The following is an 18,150-nucleotide window of genomic DNA, read 5'->3' as shown; positions in this document are numbered from 1 at the left end:
ACCAGAACGCGGCCGAGCGCCGGGTTGAACACGGCTTGGGCGGGGCCTTCGCCATTGATCAGCTGGCCGTTGATCAGGAGTTTGGTTTGCATCTCTATGTCCTCTTCGAACCTGTTGTTGTTCTCTGTGTAAACCGCCCCCTGTAGGAGCGAGCTTGCTCGCGATGGACGTGAACGATGACGCGTTCAGACTGGTTGCTCGCGGTGTGTGCGAGATCATCGCGAGCAAGCTCGCTCCTACAGGGGGGCGGGTTCCTCCAGTTATTCGGTTACTTCCCGCCGCTGCCCGCAACGCTTTCGCCGCCACGGGTCAGGTAATAGGCGCCGAGGATAGGCAGCATGGTCACGATCATCACCAGCATCGCGACGACGTTGGTCACGGGCACATCCCGCGGCCGACTGAGCTGGTTGAGCAGCCAGAGGGGCAGCGTGCGTTCATGGCCGGCGGTGAAGGTGGTCACGATGATTTCGTCGAACGACAGCGCGAAGGCAAGCATGCCACCGGCCAGCAACGCAGAGCCCAGGCTCGGCAGGACGATGTAGCGGAAGGTCTGCCAACCGTCGGCGCCGAGGTCCATCGAGGCCTCGATCAAACTGTGCGAGGTGCGGCGCAAACGGGCGATCACGTTGTTGTAAACGATCACCACGCAGAAGGTCGCGTGGCCGACGATGATGGTGAACATCCCCGGCTCGATCCCCAGTGTCTTGAACGTCGCCAGCAAAGCGATACCGGTAATGATCCCCGGGAGTGCAATCGGCAGGATCAGCATCAACGAGATGCCTTGTTTGCCGAAGAAATCACGTCGGTACAGGGCCGCCGACGCCAGCGTACCGAGGACCATTGCAATCAAGGTCGCAATCGCCGCGATTTGCGCCGACAGCTTGATCGCCTCCAGAACGTCGGGACGTGAGAACGCCACGCTGAACCAGTGCAGGGTAAAACCCTTGGGCGGAAAGCTGAACGCCGCGTCTTCGGTGTTGAAGGCGTACATGAAGATGATCAGGATCGGGAAGTGCAGAAATACCAACCCGCCCCAGGCCGCGATTTTCAGGCCTAAAGAAGCTTTCTCAGAGTGCATCGAAGGCCCCCAGTCGTTTGACGATAGTCAGGTAGATGGCAATCAGCACAATCGGCACCAACGTGAACGCTGCAGCCATCGGCATGTTGCCGATCGCACCTTGTTGGGCGTAGACCATGCTGCCGACGAAGTAACCCGGCGGCCCCACCAGTTGCGGCACGATGAAGTCGCCCAGGGTCAGCGAAAAAGTGAAGATCGAACCGGCGGCGATCCCCGGGATCGACAGGGGCAGGATCACCTGCATGAAGGTCTGGCGTGGCTTGGCCCCGAGGTCGGCGGAAGCTTGCAGCAGCGAAGGCGGCAAGCGTTCAAGCGAGGCCTGTATCGGCAGGATCATGAACGGCAGCCAGATGTAGACGAACACCATGAAGCGACCCAGATGCGAGGTCGACAAGGTGCTGCCGCCGACGCCGGGAATGCCCAGTACGAACTGCAGAACCGGTTCCAGCCCCAGGTGCTGAACGAACCATTGCGCCACGCCACCCTTGGCCAGCAGCAAGGTCCAGGCATACGCCTTGACGATGTAACTGGCCCACATCGGCATCATCACCGCGATGTAGAAAAACGCCTTGGTCTTGCCGGTGGTGTAACGCGCCATGTAGTAAGCAATCGGAAACGCGACGATGGCGCTGGCAATCGAAACGACGATCGCCATGCTCAAGGTGCGCAGGATGATGTCGAAGTTCGACGGTTGGAACAGGGCCGCGAAGTTCGCCAGGGTCAAGTCGGGTGTGACCGCCATGGTGAAGTCGTCGAAGGTGTAGAAACCCTGCCACAACAACGTCAGCAGCGAGCCCAGGTAAATGGCGCCGAACCAGATCAGCGGCGGCACCAGCAGCAACGACAGGTACAGGTTGGGGCGGCGATACAACAGGTTGGAGAACCTGCGCAATGCCGAGCCACCCGATGGGTTCCGGGAGATAGCCAAGGTGCTCATCTCATACCCCGCCGACTACGTTGTCGTGCAGCGGGATCATGGCTTCCCGTGCCCAGCGAGCATTGATGCGCTGCCCGGTCTGGTGCTGGGCGCTGGTGTCCAGCCACTGATTGTTCGCCTGACTGATGTTCAGGGTCTGGCCGTTTTCCAGCTTCAGTTCATAGCGTGTGGCACTGCCCTGGTACTGGATGTCATGGAGCAGGCCGCTGACTTCAATCTCATGGCTCGCCAGCGGGCCTTCGGCGAAACGCACGTGTTCCGGGCGAATCGAGAATGGCTGTGGATTGCCGCTCAGCTGCTTCGCCAGATCGCCACGAATCACGTTCGAGGTGCCAACGAACTCGGCGACGAAGGTGGTTGCCGGTTTCATGTAGAGGTTGCGCGGCGTATCGACCTGTTCGATGCGACCTTTGTTGAACACCGCCACACGGTCGGACATCGACAGCGCTTCGGTCTGGTCGTGGGTGACAAAGATGAAGGTGATGCCTAGCTGGCGTTGCAACTTCTTCAGTTCACTCTGCATCTGCTCGCGCAGCTTCAAATCGAGCGCGCCGAGGGGCTCGTCGAGTAGCAGCACGCGAGGTCGATTGACCAGGGCACGGGCGAGGGCCACACGTTGGCGTTGACCACCGGACAGTTGCACCGGTTTGCGATCGCCGTAGCCGCCCAGGGCAACCATGTCGAGAGCTTCCTCAGCGCGCTTCTGGCGTTCGGCCTTGCCGACGCCCTTGACCTTCAAACCGTAGGCGACGTTGTCGCGTACGTTCATGTGCGGGAACAGTGCGTAATCCTGGAAAACAGTGTTGACGTCACGCTGGTACGGCGGCAGCCCGGCGGCTTCTTCGCCGTGAATACGGATAGAGCCTGCGCTCGGTTGTTCGAACCCGGCGATCAGGCGCAGACAGGTGGTTTTGCCCGAGCCGGAAGGCCCCAGCATGGAGAAAAACTCGCCGTCCTGGATGTCGATGGAAACCCGATCTACGGCTTTCACTTCGCCGAATAGACGGGAAACGTTGGTGAACTGGACTGCAAGCGTCATGGTGCGGTGCTCCAAAAAGGCGAGGGTCGTCACAGCGGCCCTGCCTGGACTTCTGAAAAATCTGGATCTTGATGAATAACCCTGTAGCAGCTGCCGAGGTACGAGGCTGCGTTGCGCGTCCGCAGGAACGCCCTCACGGGGCGCCTCGCAGCCCAGCGCAGCCTCGTACCTCGGCTGCCGCTACAAAATGGTTTTGGGGCGGCTTCGCCACCCAGCGGGAGCAAGCTCCCTCGCCACAAGGTTTTTGCCGAACAGGTTCTCGAGGCTTAACGGCCGCCCATGATCGCGATGTAATCCTGGGTCCAGCGGCTGTACGGCACGAATTTGCCGCCTTCAGCCTGCGGGGTTTTCCAGAAGGCGATCTTCTCGAACTGGTCGAAACCGTTGGTTTTGCAGCCTTCGGCGCCCAGCAATTCACTGCCCTGGCACGCTGCCGGGACGGCTGGCAACGAACCGAACCAGGCGGCTACATCACCCTGGACTTTCGGTTGCAACGACCAGTCCATCCACTTGTAGGCGCAGTTCGGGTGCTTGGCTTCGGCGTGCAGCATGGTGGTGTCCGCCCAGCCGGTGGCGCCTTCTTTGGGGATGGTCGAGGCGATCGGCTGCTTCTCGTTCATCAGGCCGTTGACCTGATAAGGCCAGGCGCTGGACGCGACCACGCCTTCGTTCTTGAAGTCACTCATCTGCACGGTGGTGTCGTGCCAGTAGCGGTGGATCAACGGCTGCTGTGCGCGCAACAGTTCGAGCACCGCCTTGTATTGGGTCTCGGTCAATTCGTACGGGCTTTGAATGCCCAGTTCCGGCTTGGTGGTTTTCAGGTAAAGCGCCGCATCGGCGATGTAGATCGGGCCGTCATAGGCCTGCACGCGACCCTTGTTCGGCTTGCCATCAGGCAGGTCCTGCGCGTCGAACACCACGTTCCAGCTGGTTGGCGCGGTCTTGAAGACGTTGGTGTTGTACATCAGTACGTTCGGGCCCCACTGATACGGGGTGCCGTAGGTCTGTTTGTTGACCACGTACCACGGCGCATCCTTCAGGCGCGGGTCAATGCTTTTCCAGTTCGGGATCAGGTCGGTGTTGATCGGCTGCACACGTTTGCCAACGATCAAGCGCAGCGAGGCATCGCCCGATGCGGTGACCAGGTCGTAACCGCCCTTGGCCATCAGGCTGACCATTTCGTCGGAGGTGGCAGCGGTTTTGACGTTGACCTTGCAGCCGGTTTCCTTCTCGAACCCGGTCACCCAGTCGTAAGCCTTGTCGCTTTCACCCCGTTCGATGTAGCCGGGCCAAGCGACGATATCCAGCTGACCTTCGCCGGCGCCCAAGGCTTTCAGCGGTTCGGCGGCCTGGATACTGGCACTGGCCAGCAGCGCTGTGGTGATTGCACTGAGCAGTGCGGTCTTGTGCACGAACATGGGGTTTCCCTCTTCTTTAATTATGGTCGGGGCAGTATTGAACGGGGTGAAGCCAATGCCTTTACGGCTAATTGTTAGCGTAGTGCGCTTTCATAAATGCTGTCCGTGGCGGGCCATGATGTGCCGCACCACGCTGTAATCCTGGAGCGAATCGCTGGACAGGTCCTTGCCGTAGCCCGAACGTTTCAGGCCACCGTGGGGCATTTCGCTGACCAGCATGAAGTGGCTGTTGATCCAGGTGCAGCCGTATTGCAAGCGCGCGGCAACCTGCATCGCCTTGTCGAGGTTCTGGGTCCAGACCGACGACGCGAGGCCGTATTCCGAATCGTTGGCCCAGTCCACCGCTTGTTCAAGCTCATCGAAACGGGTCACGGTGACGACCGGCCCGAACACTTCGCGCTGGACGATTTCATCGCTCTGTTTGCAACCGGCCAGCAAGGTTGGCTGGTAATAGAAGCCTGCACCGGAGTGCACCGCCGCACCGGTTACGCGCTCAATGTGCGGTTGGCCGAGAGCGCGTTCGACAAAGCTGGCAACGCGGTCGCGCTGACGGGTGCTGATCAGCGGGCCGATCTCGTTGTCGGCGTCGCGTTTGCCGGCGAAGCGCAAACTGCTGACAGCGGCGCCGAGTTCAGCCACGAGTCGGTCATGAATGCCGGCTTGTGCATAGATTCGGCACGCCGCCGTGCAATCCTGACCGGCGTTGTAATAACCGTAGGTGCGCACGCCTTCGACCACGGCCTGAATGTCCGCGTCGTTGCAGACAATCACCGGAGCTTTGCCGCCGAGTTCGAGATGCGTGCGCTTCAGGGTTTTTGCCGCGGCCTGGAGAATTTTCTGCCCGGTGACGATATCGCCGGTCAGCGACACCATGCGCACTTTCGGGTGGCTGACCAAATGGCTGCCGACGCCTTCACCGCCGCCACACACGATGTTGATCACGCCGCGCGGCAGGATCTCGGCCAGTGCAGGTGCCAGCGCCAGGATCGACAGCGGGGTGTGTTCGGAAGGTTTGAAGACCAGGGTATTGCCGGCGGCGAGGGCCGGGGCGATTTTCCACGCGGCCATCATGATCGGGTAGTTCCACGGCGCAATCGAGGCGACCACGCCAATCGGATCGCGGCGCACCATGCTGGTGTAACCCGGCAGGTATTCGCCGCTGAGCTGGCCGGTCTGGCAACGTACGGCACCCGCGAAGAAGCGGAACACGTCGACAGTCGCGCTCAAATCATCCTGACGGGCCAGGTGCAAAGGCTTGCCACAGTTCAGGGATTCGAGGCGGGCGAGGAGGTCGGCGTTTTTTTCGATCGCGTTGGCGATGTCCAGCAAGAGCACCGAGCGTTGCTGCGGCGTGGTCCGCGACCAGCCGGGGAATGCGCGATGGGCCGCGAGAATGGCTGCTTCGACCTGCTCGGTGCTGGCTTCGGCAATGGAGGTCAGGACTTCGCCAGTGGCCGGGTTAAGGATTGGCTCGACAAAGCCTTGTCCTGCGACCAATTCGCCGTCGATCAACAACGCGGTGAACAACGGGGTCTGCGCGCCAGCCATTTTTCGGGTTCTCTTTTCTTGTGTGGCCATGGTGCTCCCAGTGACTGAGGCCCGGCCGTCTTATATAGATGTAACAAGACTAGTCCGAGGCCCCGAGGTCGACAAATACTAAATACTGAAGGTGGCGTTCGATTAAATAGATGGCTTGCGCCCGCCGTGGGGTTGTTCCCGCGCCACGGTCAGGAAGGGGTCGACCAGGGCCGGTCGCGCGGTGCCTCGGCGCCAGGCCAGGCCGACATCGAGGGTCTGGCTCAAGTCGGCAATGGGGCGCGCTTCGATGATGTCGCCCTCCAGCGACCAGGGGCGGTAGGTCATGTCCGGCTGAATGGACACGCCCAATCCAGCGGCAACGAGGCTTCGAACCGCTTCCGTCGATGCGGTTTTGAGCGTGATGCGTGGTTGCAGGCCGGCGCCGCTCCACATGCGGTGAGCGTTGCGGTCCATTTCATCGACATTCAGCTGAATCAATGGCTCGCGGGCGACGTCCGCCAGGTTGATGCTGTCGTGTTCCAGCAGTGGATGCTGGGCGGGCAGCCACAGGCGATGGGGCGAGTGGGTCAGTACTTCGGTTTGCAGTGCGTGGCGATCTTCCAGGTTGGAGAGGATCAACACCCCCACATCGATCTCGCCGCTGACCAGCAAATGCTCGATGTAAGGACGTTCATCTTCCATCACGCGCAGTTCGACATTGGGGTAAGCGCGCTGGAAACGGGTGAGCAAATCCGCCAGGTAATAGCCAGCGACCAGACTGGTTACGCCGATGATCAGTTGTCCGGCCACCTGGTCGGTGCTTTGTTGAAGGCTGCGTTTGGCATTGTCCACCGTCGCCAGGATCAGGTGCGCCTGACGCAGGAATTGGTGCCCCTGGTGGGTCAGCGTCATGCCCTTGGCGTGGCGATTGAACAGGCTGACGCCGATTTCCTGCTCCAATTGCTGAATGGCCAGGGTAAGGGTTGATTGGGAGATGAAGGCGGTTTGTGCGGCGGCGGAGATGGAGCCGGTTTCGGCTACTGCGATGAAATGACGAATCTGACGCAAGGTCATCATGGAAAATTACCCGGTGGGCGGTTTTTATATATTTACATGAGTGTATATCTTTTTTTTCGATGGTCTGCGGTGGCCTGTTCTTTCACGCGCAACATCTCGAAGCACTCTCGCTTCCGGACGCCGGGCACTTTCGATCTAGGCTGGTGGCCTTAATGGTCCGGTTAACCCCATTTTTGGAGGCGGAAAATGAATACCCGTGGATTGCTCGATCAGTTGCTCAGGTCGGGTCAGGATATGTTGCAAAAGAAGGCTGGTGGCTCCCATAACAAGGCATCCAGCGGCGGATTGGGCGGTTTGCTGGGCGGATCCGCTGGCTCGGGTGGTCTTGGCGGCCTGCTGTCAGGCGCCGGTGGCGGTGCGTTGGCCGCTGGCGCGATGGGCCTGTTGCTGGGTAGCAAGAAGGGCCGCAATGTGGGTGGCAAGGTCCTGACCTACGGTGGCCTCGCGGCGCTGGGCGTCATTGCCTATAAGGCTTACGGCAACTGGCAGGCACAGCAGGGCGGCGGGGCGAAGACTGAACCGCAAACCCTGGACCGCTTGCCGCCGGCGCAAGTCGAACTGCACAGCCAGGCAATCCTCAAGGCCCTTGTTGCGGCTGCCAAGGCCGACGGCCATGTCGATGAGCGCGAGCGGACGCTGATCGAAGGTGAGTTCACCAAGCTCGACAACGACCAGGAGTTGCAGCACTGGCTGCATGCCGAACTCAACAAACCGCTGGATCCTGCTGATGTCGCGCGCGCCGCCAGAACCCCGGAAATGGCCGCCGAGATGTACATCGCCAGCGTGATGCTGGTGGATGAGGAGAACTTCATGGAGAAGTCCTACCTTGATGAACTGGCTCGCCAGCTCAAGCTGGAGCCGGGCTTGAAGGCTGAACTGGAAAAGCAGGTGCGCCAGGCTTCGGTTTAAGCAACGCCCGTGAAAATCGTCTTCCCCGTTTAAGAGCTGCCGAGGCTGCGATCTTTTGATCGTTTGCGGTTATCGGCAGCTTCTTCACCATCAATGACCCATCCAGCACTCATCTCTACCAAATCGACACTAACACTCCTCTTCCCAAATAGCGGAAAGTCCCATTCCAGAGCCAATCCCGGTGTTTGCATGGCCAGGATGAGAAGTGGTGCGCATCCGTCTTATAAATGAAACACCGCCCTCGGCTATACTCCGCAACATTTGAAACGGCCCCGAGGAATGACTGTGAAGAACTGGACGTTGCGCCAACGCATTTTGGCGAGCTTTGCGGTAATTATCGCCATCATGTTTCTGATGGTCATCGTGTCCTATTCCCGTCTGCTGAAAATCGAAGAAAGCGAAGCCAGCGTCCGTGACGACGCGCTGCCTGGTGTGTTCTTCAGCTCGGCGATTCGGGGGGCCTGGTCCGACAGTTTCCTGCATATCCAGGAGATGCTTGGCCTCAAAGAGGGGCAGGGTGTTACCGCGGAGGATGACGCCGAGTTCAAACTCTTCGAGACGCGCCTGCAAGAGCAGATGAGCAACTATCGCAACACCGTCACCACCGATGAAGACAAGGTCGAATTCGCCCGGTTTGAAAAATTTCATGAGGATTACAACAAGATCCTGACGGCGGTTCTCGACTTGCATAAACGGCAACAGGTAGACGACGCGACAAAGATGTTCAATGAGCAATTGACCCCGGCCTGGACCGCAGGACGCGTCAAACTCAATGACATTATTCGCGAGAACAAGAAGGTCGCCGACGATGACATGGTGGCCATCGATAACGCCGTGGTCACGGCTAAAGTCATCATGGGCGTGTCCCTGCTGATTGCAGTGCTGGCTGCCGGCCTCTGCGGCCTGCTGCTGATGCGCGCAATCATGGCGCCGATGAACCGTATCGTGAAAATCCTCGAAATCATGCGTACCGGCGATCTCAGCGGCCGCCTGAACCTGGATCGCAAAGATGAATTCGGTGCTGTCGAAACCGGCTTCAACGACATGATGACCGAGCTGACCTCGCTGGTTTCCCAGGCCCAGCGCTCGTCGGTGCAGGTCACCACGTCGGTGACCGAAATCGCTGCCACGTCCAAGCAGCAGCAAGCGACTGCCACTGAAACAGCGGCGACGACCACTGAAATCGGCGCGACCTCCCGTGAAATCGCGGCCACTTCCCGTGACCTGGTGCGCACCATGACGGAAGTCTCCACCGCCGCCGATCAGGCGTCGGTGCTGGCCGGCTCTGGTCAGCAAGGCCTGGCCCGCATGGAAGACACCATGCACTCGGTGATGGGCGCCGCCGACCTGGTCAACGCCAAACTGGCGATCCTCAATGAGAAGGCCGGCAACATCAATCAGGTGGTCGTGACCATCGTCAAAGTGGCCGATCAGACCAACCTCCTGTCACTCAACGCCGCCATCGAAGCAGAGAAAGCCGGTGAATACGGCCGTGGCTTTGCCGTGGTCGCCACGGAAGTGCGCCGCCTGGCGGATCAGACCGCCGTGGCCACCTATGACATCGAGCAAATGGTGCGCGAGATCCAGTCGGCGGTGTCGGCCGGCGTCATGGGCATGGACAAGTTCTCCGAAGAAGTGCGCCGTGGCATGTCCGAAGTGCAACAGGTTGGCGAGCAGTTGTCGCAGATCATCCATCAGGTTCAGGCGTTGGCACCGAGAGTGTTGATGGTCAACGAAGGCATGCAAGCCCAGGCTACGGGCGCGGAACAGATCAACCACGCGCTGGTGCAATTGGGCGATGCCAGCAGCCAGACCGTCGAGTCCCTGCGCCAGGCCAGCTTCGCCATCGATGAGCTGAGCCAGGTGGCCGTGGGTCTGCGCAGCGGCGTTTCGCGATTCAAAGTCTGATGAGCGAACTCGCGGCCAGGCGCGGCACCGTGATGCCGGCCAAACAGTCCCTGTTTCTGGTGTTTCGCATCGGTAACGAGCGCTATGCCCTGCAGGCCATCGAGGTGGCTGAAGTGCTGCCGCGCCTGCCGTTGAAGCCGATAGCCAAGGCGCCGGACTGGGTCGCAGGGGTGTTTGCCTATCGCGGTGCGGTGGTGCCGGTGATCGACCTCAGTGCACTGACGTTCGGCGAACCGGCGCAGGTTCGCACCAGTACCCGACTGGTGCTTGTTCATTACCGCCCGAATGAAGCCGTTGCCCCACAATTGCTTGGGCTGATTCTGGAACAAGCCACTGATACCTTGCGCTGCCACCCGACCGAGTTTCAACCCTACGGTTTGGACAATCGCCAGGCGCCTTATCTGGGGCCAGTGAGGGAAGATGCCCAGGGTTTGCTGCAGTGGGTGCGGGTCGCCGATTTGCTGGATGAGCGGGTGCGCGGGTTGTTGTTTCCCTCGCCACCGCTGGATCCGGCACTGCTTGAGGAGCGACCATGAGCAGCGATCAGCGTTTTTTCGATTTCCTCAAAGAGCGCATCGGCCTCGACGTGACGTCGGTGGGGCCGGCGATCATTGAGCGAGCAGTGCGCCAACGCAGCGCCGCGAACAGTGACCTCACTGCCGATGCGTATTGGCACAGGCTGCAAGGTTCGCGGGACGAGCAGCAAGCGTTGATCGAAGCCGTGATCGTTCCCGAGACCTGGTTTTTCCGCTATCCGGAGTCCTTCGCCACGTTGGCGAAGCTCGCGATCAAGCGGCTGGGCGACATCAACAACATGCGCGCCCTGCGGATTCTCAGCTTGCCGTGTTCCACCGGTGAAGAGCCGTACTCCATTGCCATGTCGTTGCTTGATGCCGGCCTCAAGCCCCATCAGTTCAAAGTCGAAGGAATGGATGTCAGCCCCCTCTCGGTGGAAAAAGCCCGGCGCGCGCTGTACGGCAAGAACTCGTTTCGCGGTCAGGACATCGAGTTTCGCGATCGGTTTTTCACGCCCGACAATGAAGGCTTTCGCCTCAGCGAGCGTGTTCTGGAGCAAGTGCGATTGCAGGTCGGCAATCTGCTGGATCCAGTCTTGCTGGCCAACGAGCCGCCCTATGATTTTGTGTTCTGCCGAAATCTGCTGATCTATTTCGACCTGCCGACGCAACAACAGGTCTTTGAAGTCTTGAAGCGTCTGACCCACGTTGACGGCGTACTGTTTATCGGCCCGGCCGAAGGCAGTCTGTTGGGACGTTTCGGCATGCGTTCGATCGGCATCCCGCAGTCTTTTGCGTTCAGTCGCCAAAACGCGCCCGAACTGCCGCCCGTTTTTGTGCCGACGCCGACGCCGCTGCCGGTGCAGCGCCCTGTCCGCAACGTGACACCGTTACCGGTTCGCAGCCGGCCTTTTGCCGCCGTGGCGCCGCGGCCGGTTGTTGCCAAAACCGGTCATTCGGATGCCGCCGCACTGCTGGCGAACATCGCCGTCCTGGCCAACGAAGGCAAAAGCGCCGAGGCCCGGGCCGCGTGCGAACGTTATTTGCGCAGTCACGAACCGGTTGCCCAAGTGTTTTACTGGTTGGGATTGCTCAGCGATGTCGCCGGTAGCGCCCTTGAAGCCCAAGGGTTTTATCGCAAGGCGCTGTACCTTGAACCCCAACACCCCGACGCGTTGATGCACCTGGCAGCCTTGCTGCAATCCCAGGGCGACACGGCGGGCGCCAGACGATTGCAGGACCGCGCCGCCCGTAGCGAGCGCGCCGCTGACAGTGAGCGCAAACGATGAACGCCTCCGACGCCTTGAGCGTAACTCACGACGATGCCCAGGCCATCGATGACTGCTGGAACCGCATCGGTGTCCATGGCGACAGGTCCTGCCCGCTGCTGAGCGAACACATTCATTGCCGCAACTGCGCTGTCTACTCGACCGCTGCCACGCGTTTGCTCGATCGCTACGCCTTGCAGCAGGAAGACCGCGGACAGGTGTCCAGCGCGGTCGAAAGCGATGTCAAAACCCGATCGCTACTGATGTTCCGCCTCGGCGAAGAATGGCTTGGTCTGGCCACCCGTACCTTGGTGGAAGTGGCGCCGCTGCAGGCGATTCACTCGTTACCCCATCAACGCTCCCGGGCCTTGCTCGGTGTGGCCAACGTGCGCGGCGCGCTGGTGGCCTGCCTGTCGCTGGTCGAGCTGTTGGGGCTCGATGCGGTTGGCAGCGTGGCGTCCGGGGCACGGGTGATGCCGCGCATGCTGATCATCGCCGCCAACGGTGGTCCCGTGGTGGTGCCGGTGGACGAGGTCGATGGCATTCATGCCATCGACGAGCGAATCCTCGACGCGGCGTCGCGTTCCGGTACACAGGCCAGCAGCAAATACACCCATGGCGTGTTGCAGTTCAAAGGTCGCAGCCTGCGTTGGCTCGATGAAGAGCAGCTGTTGTCCGCCGTGACCCGGAGCCTTACATGACCCCTGAACAGATGCGCGACGCCTCGTTGCTGGAACTGTTCAGCCTGGAAGCCGAAGCCCAGACGCAGGTGCTGAGCGCGGGCTTGCTGGCACTTGAACGCGACCCGACTCAGGCCGATCACCTTGAGTCGTGCATGCGTGCCGCGCACTCGCTCAAGGGCGCGGCGCGGATCGTTGGCGTCGATGCCGGTGTCAGTGTTGCCCACGTCATGGAAGATTGCCTGGTCAGCGCGCAGGAGGGGCGTCTGTACCTTCGGCCAGAACACATCGACGCTTTGCTGCAAGGCACCGATCTGCTCATGCGCATTGCGACGCCTGATCACGCGCCGAGCCCAGCGGACATTGAAGCCTATGTGGCGCTGATGACACTGTTGCTGGACCCGCTGGCACTGGCTCCACCCATCAGCACACCGATCGCGCCGTTCATGGCCGAGCCTGAACCCGAAGCACCTGCTGCACCGATCGAGGTGCCGATCCCGGTCGTCGAGCCGCTGCCGGTGGCGCCCACCGAGTCGCCACCGAAAAACAGGCGCACCACGGAAAATGGCGAGCGAGTCCTGCGGGTCACGGCCGAACGCTTGAACAGCCTGCTCGATCTGTCGAGCAAGTCCCTGGTGGAAACCCTGCGGCTCAAACCGCATCTGGCGACCATGCAGCGCCTCAAACGCACGCAAAGCAACGGCTTGCGCGCGCTGGAAAATCTCAATGTGCACCTCAAGGACCACGCCCTGAGCCTCGAAGCCCGGGAAGCCCTTGAGGATGCTCGTCGGTTGCTGGCGGAATCCCAGCAGTTGCTGGTGGAGAAAAACGCCGAGCTGGACGAATTCGCCTGGCAAGCCAGTCAACGCGCCCAAGTGTTGTACGACACGGCGCTGGCGTGCCGCATGCGACCCTTCGCCGACGTGCTGACCGGGCAAGTACGCATGGTCCGCGACCTGGGTCGCAGCCTGGGCAAACAGGTGCGGCTGGAGATCGAGGGCGAGAAAACCCAGGTCGATCGCGACGTATTGGAAAAACTCGAAGCGCCGCTGACTCATCTGCTGCGCAACGCTGTCGACCATGGCATCGAATCTGCGGAGCAACGTCTGTTGGCCGGCAAGCCTGCTGAGGGCTTGATCCGACTGCGCGCCTCGCACCAGGCCGGTCTGCTGGTGCTGGAACTTAGCGATGATGGCAACGGCGTCGACCTGGAAAAGGTCCGCCGCAGCATCATCGAGCGTCAATTGTCCCCGGCGGAAACCGCCGCGCAGTTGAGTGAAGAAGAACTGCTGACGTTCCTGTTCCTGCCGGGTTTCAGCTTGCGCGACAAGGTCACCGAGGTTTCCGGGCGGGGGGTCGGTCTGGATGCGGTCCAGCATATGGTCCGTCAATTGCGGGGCGCAGTGGTGCTTGAGCAGACGGCGGGCGAGGGCAGTCATTTCCATCTCGAAGTACCGCTGACACTGTCAGTGGTGCGCAGCCTGGTGGTGGAGGTCGGTGACGAGGCGTATGCGTTTCCGCTGGCTCACATTGAACGCATGTGCGATCTCGAACCTGCGGACATCGTTCAGGTCGAGGGCCGTCAGCATTTCTGGCACGAAGGCCGACATGTCGGGTTGGTCGCGGCCAGTCAATTGCTGCAGCGGCCGGCCAGCCAGAGTGCGCAGGAGACGCTCAAGGTCGTGGTCATCCGCGAGCGCGAGGCGATTTACGGCGTGGCTGTCGAGCGGTTCATCGGCGAACGCACCCTGGTGGTGCTGCCGCTGGACGAGCGGCTGGGCAAGGTGCAGGACATCTCCGCCGGGGCTTTGCTCGACGACGGTTCGGTGGTGTTGATCGTCGACGTTGAAGACATGCTGCGTTCGGTGGACAAGCTGCTCAATACCGGTCGCCTGGAGCGCATTGCGCGTCAGGGCAATCAGGTCGTCGAAGCGGCTCGCAAACGGATTCTGGTGGTCGACGACTCGCTGACGGTGCGCGAACTGCAGCGCAAACTGTTGCTCAATCGCGGCTACGATGTGGCCGTGGCGGTCGACGGAATGGATGGCTGGAATGCCCTGCGCTCGGAGGATTTCGATCTGCTGATTACCGACATCGACATGCCGCGCATGGATGGCATCGAACTGGTGTCGTTGTTGCGGCGGGACAACCGCCTGCAATCGCTGCCGGTGATGGTGGTGTCCTATAAAGATCGCGAAGAAGACCGCCGTCGTGGACTGGACGCGGGAGCCGACTATTATCTAGCCAAAGCCAGTTTTCATGACGACGCCCTGCTTGATGCAGTGGTTGAGCTCATCGGAGGAGCGCGGACATGAAAATCGCAATCGTCAACGACATGCCCATGGCGGTAGAGGCTCTGCGCCGCGCCCTGGCATTCGAACCGGCGCATCAGGTGATCTGGGTTGCCAGCAATGGCGCCGAGGCGGTACAGCGTTGCGCTGAAAACACGCCGGACCTGATCCTGATGGACCTGATCATGCCGGTGATGGATGGCGTCGAAGCCACACGACGGATCATGGCCGAGACCCCGTGCGCCATCGTGGTCGTCACCGTCGATCGCCAACAGAATGTGCATCGGGTGTTCGAGGCCATGGGGCATGGCGCGCTGGACGTCGTCGATACCCCGGCGCTCGGTGCCGGTAACGCCCAGGAAGCGGCGGCGCCGTTATTGCGCAAGATCATGAACATTGGCTGGCTGATCGGCGACAAAGGCAACCGGGAACGTCCGGCGCCGAGTCCGCTGCGCAGTTCGGGTTCGCGGCAGCGGCTGATCGCCATTGGCTCGTCCGCGGGCGGGCCGGCTGCGCTGGAAGTGCTGCTGAAAGGGCTGCCACGGGATTTCCCGGCAGCCATTGTGCTGGTGCAGCACGTGGACCAGGTGTTTGCGGCCGGCATGGCCGAGTGGCTCAGCAGTGCCAGCGGCCTCAACGTGCGCCTGGCCCAGGAAGGCGAGCCACCGCAAAGCGGAACAGTGCTGCTGGCCGGCACCAATCATCATATTCGCTTGTTGAAAAACGGTACGCTGGCGTACACCGCCGAACCGGTCAACGAGATTTATCGGCCCTCGATCGATGTGTTTTTCGAAAGCGTGGCCAATTACTGGAACGGTGATGCCGTCGGCGTGTTGCTCACGGGCATGGGACGCGATGGCGCGCAGGGCCTCAAGCTCATGCGCCAGCAGGGCTACCTGACGATTGCTCAGGACCAACAAAGCAGTGCGGTTTACGGAATGCCCAAGGCAGCAGCGGCTATCGACGCGGCCTCGGAAATTCGCCCACTGGACAAGATAGCGCCACGATTGCTGGAGATTTTCGCTAAATGACTATTCTTGGCAGCAATCCTGGCTTCGGCAGTACTCAGGTGATCGCACATGAATGATTTACAGCTCGACGATTTCAAGACCGATGAAAACGCCGCCATGGTGTTGTTGGTGGACGATCAGGCGATGATCGGCGAGGCCGTGCGACGTGGGTTGTCGAATGAAGAAAATATCGACTTCCACTTTTGTGCGGACCCACATCAGGCGATCGCCCAGGCGATTCGCATCAAGCCGACGGTGATCCTGCAGGATTTGGTGATGCCCGGTCTCGATGGCCTGAGCCTGGTGCGCGAGTACCGCAATCACCCGGCGACCAAGGACATTCCGATCATTGTCCTGTCGACCAAGGAAGACCCGCTGATCAAAAGCGCGGCCTTCGCGGCGGGGGCCAACGATTATCTGGTGAAGTTGCCCGACAACATCGAGCTGGTGGCGCGCATCCGCTATCACTCGCGCTCCTACATGACCCTGTTGCAGCGTGACGCGGCTTACCGCGCATTACGCGTGAGCCAGCAGCAGTTGCTTGATACCAACCTGGTCCTGCAGCGGCTGATGAACTCCGACGGCCTGACCGGACTGTCGAACCGTCGTCACTTCGATGAGTACCTGGAGCTGGAATGGCGACGCTCGTTGCGTGACCAGACTCAGCTGTCGTTGTTGATGATTGATGTGGATTACTTCAAATCCTACAACGACAGCTTCGGTCATCTGGAAGGCGATGAGGCGCTGCGCAAGGTCGCCACGTCGATTCGCGACGCCAGCTCCCGTCCTTCTGACCTGCCGGCCCGTTACGGCGGTGAAGAGTTCGCGCTGGTGCTGCCCAACACTTCACCGGGTGGCGCGCGACTGGTGGCGGAAAAACTCCGGCAGACCGTCGCGGCCCTGAAAATCCCCCACAACGCACCGGCAGAAGGCTCGAGCCTGACCATCAGCATCGGCCTGTCGACCATCACCCCGCAGCAGGGCAGCGATTGCCGGCAACTGATCCTGGCGGCGGACAAGGGGCTGTATGCGGCGAAGAACAATGGGCGTAATCAGGTGGGGATTGCGTAGAGATAGATGGGGAGTTTGAACTCGCTGCCCCAGACCGGGAAAATCCCCTGTGGCGAGGGGATTTATCCCCGTTGGGCTGCGAAGCGGCCCCAGCATCCGGCCAAATAGATTGAGTTGACCGGACTTGCGACTGCTGCGCAGCCGAACGGGGATGAATCCCCTCACCACAGAACACCCTGCATTCGATTGAATCATTCCCCCCTAAAGCCGCCAGGCGGGCTGCCTTGACAGCCTGATTACGGTATACTCGCCGGCTTTCAAAAGTTCGCCAACGAGTGCTGCCCGCCATGGAAATCAACCCGATCCTTAACAGTATCAAGGACCTGTCCGAGCGCTCCGAAACTATTCGGGGGTATCTTTGACTACGATCAAAAGCATGAGCGTCTGACCGAAGTCAATCGCGAGCTTGAAGATCCGTCTGTCTGGAACAACCCGTCGTACGCTCAGGAACTGGGTCGCGAGCGCTCCCTGCTGGCCCAGATCGTCGAAACCCTCGACGAAATGCACAGCGGTCTGGCTGACGCCAAAGACCTGCTGCTGATGTCCGCCGAAGAAGAAGACCAGGCTGCCGTCGATGACGTCGCCGCCGAAGTCGAGCGCCTTCGCGAATCCCTGGAAAAACTCGAATTCCGTCGCATGTTCAGCGGTGAGATGGACGCCAACAACGCCTACCTGGACATCCAGGCCGGCTCTGGCGGTACCGAAGCCCAGGACTGGGCCAACATCCTGTTGCGCATGTACCTGCGCTGGGCTGACAAGCGCGGCTTCGACGCGACCATCATGGAACTGTCCGCCGGTGAAGTCGCCGGGATCAAGGGCGCTACCGTGCACATCAAGGGCGAGTACGCCTTTGGCTGGTTGCGTACCGAAATCGGCGTGCACCGCCTGGTTCGCAAGAGCCCGTTCGACTCTGGCAACCGTCGCCACACCTCGTTCTCGGCTGTGTTCGTGTCGCCGGAAATCGATGACAACATCGAAATCGACATCAATCCGTCGGACCTGCGCATCGACACCTACCGCTCCTCCGGTGCCGGTGGTCAGCACGTAAACACCACCGACTCGGCCGTACGTATCACTCACGTACCGTCCAACACCGTGGTGAGCTGCCAGAACGAACGCTCCCAGCACGCTAACAAAGATACCGCGATGAAAATGTTGCGGGCGCGCTTGTACGAGCAGGAAGTGCAGAAGCGCAACGCTGCCTCGCAAGCGTTGGAAGACACCAAGTCGGACATCGGCTGGGGTCACCAGATTCGCTCGTACGTGCTCGATGCCTCGCGGATCAAGGATTTGCGCACTAACATCGAACGCAGCGACTGCGACAAGGTGCTCGACGGCGACATCGACGAATACCTGGTGGCGAGCCTGAAGCAAGGCTTGTAAAGCATGCAGTACCGGATCGCGCTGACACAGGCGATCCCTGTGGTAACG

15 protein-coding genes are annotated in these 18,150 nt (G+C 60.7%); 9 read left to right on the top strand and 6 right to left on the bottom strand.

The genetic code is table 11. From position 1 onward, the window contains the following. Positions 1–268: 268 nt before the first annotated feature. The 6 genes from AC3ZVB_RS25760 to AC3ZVB_RS25735 all read right to left on the bottom strand — a co-directional run bounded on the left by AC3ZVB_RS25760 (position 269) and on the right by AC3ZVB_RS25735 (position 7,067). On the bottom strand, positions 269–1,078 hold the full coding sequence (locus AC3ZVB_RS25760) for an ABC transporter permease (protein ID WP_162439224.1): 810 nt from the start codon (positions 1,076–1,078) through the stop codon (positions 269–271). Next, on the bottom strand, positions 1,068–2,015 hold the full coding sequence (locus tag AC3ZVB_RS25755; RefSeq protein WP_194691254.1) for an ABC transporter permease: 948 nt from the start codon (positions 2,013–2,015) through the stop codon (positions 1,068–1,070). Before AC3ZVB_RS25755 ends, AC3ZVB_RS25760 begins: the two co-directional genes overlap by 11 nt. Before the next feature lies 1 nt (position 2,016). Continuing rightward, positions 2,017–3,054, bottom strand: coding sequence for an ABC transporter ATP-binding protein (locus tag AC3ZVB_RS25750; protein ID WP_194691253.1), 1,038 nt, complete (start codon positions 3,052–3,054; stop codon positions 2,017–2,019). A 266-nt stretch (positions 3,055–3,320) separates the two neighbouring features. Further along, entirely contained in the window at positions 3,321–4,472 is a 1,152-nt protein-coding gene (ydcS, locus tag AC3ZVB_RS25745) for a putative ABC transporter substrate-binding protein YdcS (protein ID WP_194691252.1), read from the bottom strand. A gap of 90 nt (positions 4,473–4,562) precedes the next feature. Continuing rightward, entirely contained in the window at positions 4,563–6,020 is a 1,458-nt protein-coding gene (locus tag AC3ZVB_RS25740) for a gamma-aminobutyraldehyde dehydrogenase (RefSeq protein WP_162439228.1), read from the bottom strand. Positions 6,021–6,152: 132 nt separating this feature from the next. After that, complete coding sequence (locus AC3ZVB_RS25735) at positions 6,153–7,067, bottom strand: LysR family transcriptional regulator (protein ID WP_162439229.1); 915 nt, start codon at positions 7,065–7,067, stop codon at positions 6,153–6,155. Positions 7,068–7,253: 186 nt separating this feature from the next. Here AC3ZVB_RS25735 and AC3ZVB_RS25730 point away from each other — a divergent pair, with 186 nt between their 5' ends. The 9 genes from AC3ZVB_RS25730 (at position 7,254) to prfB (ending at position 18,102) form a co-directional block, all read left to right on the top strand. After that, entirely contained in the window at positions 7,254–7,976 is a 723-nt protein-coding gene (locus AC3ZVB_RS25730; RefSeq protein ID WP_490148084.1) for a tellurite resistance TerB family protein, read from the top strand. Positions 7,977–8,261: 285 nt separating this feature from the next. Continuing rightward, a complete protein-coding gene (locus AC3ZVB_RS25725; protein ID WP_194691478.1) occupies positions 8,262–9,884 on the top strand; it encodes a methyl-accepting chemotaxis protein in 1,623 nt (540 codons plus the stop codon). Continuing rightward, entirely contained in the window at positions 9,884–10,420 is a 537-nt protein-coding gene (locus AC3ZVB_RS25720) for a chemotaxis protein CheW (protein ID WP_194691250.1), read from the top strand. Before AC3ZVB_RS25725 ends, AC3ZVB_RS25720 begins: the two co-directional genes overlap by 1 nt. Then, the gene (locus AC3ZVB_RS25715) at positions 10,417–11,688 is read left to right on the top strand and encodes a CheR family methyltransferase (RefSeq protein WP_490148083.1); all 1,272 of its coding nucleotides are present in this window, start codon (positions 10,417–10,419) and stop codon (positions 11,686–11,688) included. The genes AC3ZVB_RS25720 and AC3ZVB_RS25715 overlap by 4 nt, the downstream gene beginning before the upstream one ends. After that, positions 11,685–12,368, top strand: coding sequence for a chemotaxis protein CheW (locus AC3ZVB_RS25710; RefSeq protein ID WP_194691248.1), 684 nt, complete (start codon positions 11,685–11,687; stop codon positions 12,366–12,368). Before AC3ZVB_RS25715 ends, AC3ZVB_RS25710 begins: the two co-directional genes overlap by 4 nt. Beyond that, positions 12,365–14,662 (top strand): hybrid sensor histidine kinase/response regulator, encoded by a 2,298-nt coding sequence (locus AC3ZVB_RS25705; protein ID WP_490148082.1) that lies wholly within the window; start codon positions 12,365–12,367, stop codon positions 14,660–14,662. The genes AC3ZVB_RS25710 and AC3ZVB_RS25705 overlap by 4 nt, the downstream gene beginning before the upstream one ends. After that, entirely contained in the window at positions 14,659–15,669 is a 1,011-nt protein-coding gene (locus AC3ZVB_RS25700) for a chemotaxis response regulator protein-glutamate methylesterase (RefSeq protein ID WP_247266953.1), read from the top strand. The genes AC3ZVB_RS25705 and AC3ZVB_RS25700 overlap by 4 nt, the downstream gene beginning before the upstream one ends. Positions 15,670–15,717: 48 nt before the next feature. Beyond that, a complete protein-coding gene (locus AC3ZVB_RS25695) occupies positions 15,718–16,719 on the top strand; it encodes a response regulator (RefSeq protein WP_162440795.1) in 1,002 nt (333 codons plus the stop codon). A gap of 287 nt (positions 16,720–17,006) precedes the next feature. After that, positions 17,007–18,102 (top strand): peptide chain release factor 2 gene (gene prfB, locus AC3ZVB_RS25690; RefSeq protein WP_150630852.1). Its coding sequence is split into 2 segments (ribosomal slippage): positions 17,007–17,078 and positions 17,080–18,102, totalling 1,095 coding nucleotides; the frame shifts between segments, so codons are not numbered across the junction. Positions 18,103–18,150: the final 48 nt, after the last annotated feature.

It is taken from the genome of Pseudomonas sp. MDV22-iso1, assembly GCF_058145095.1.
The sequence above is the reverse complement of the archived record's forward strand: the minus strand, read 5'-3'. Positions and strand labels throughout refer to the sequence as shown.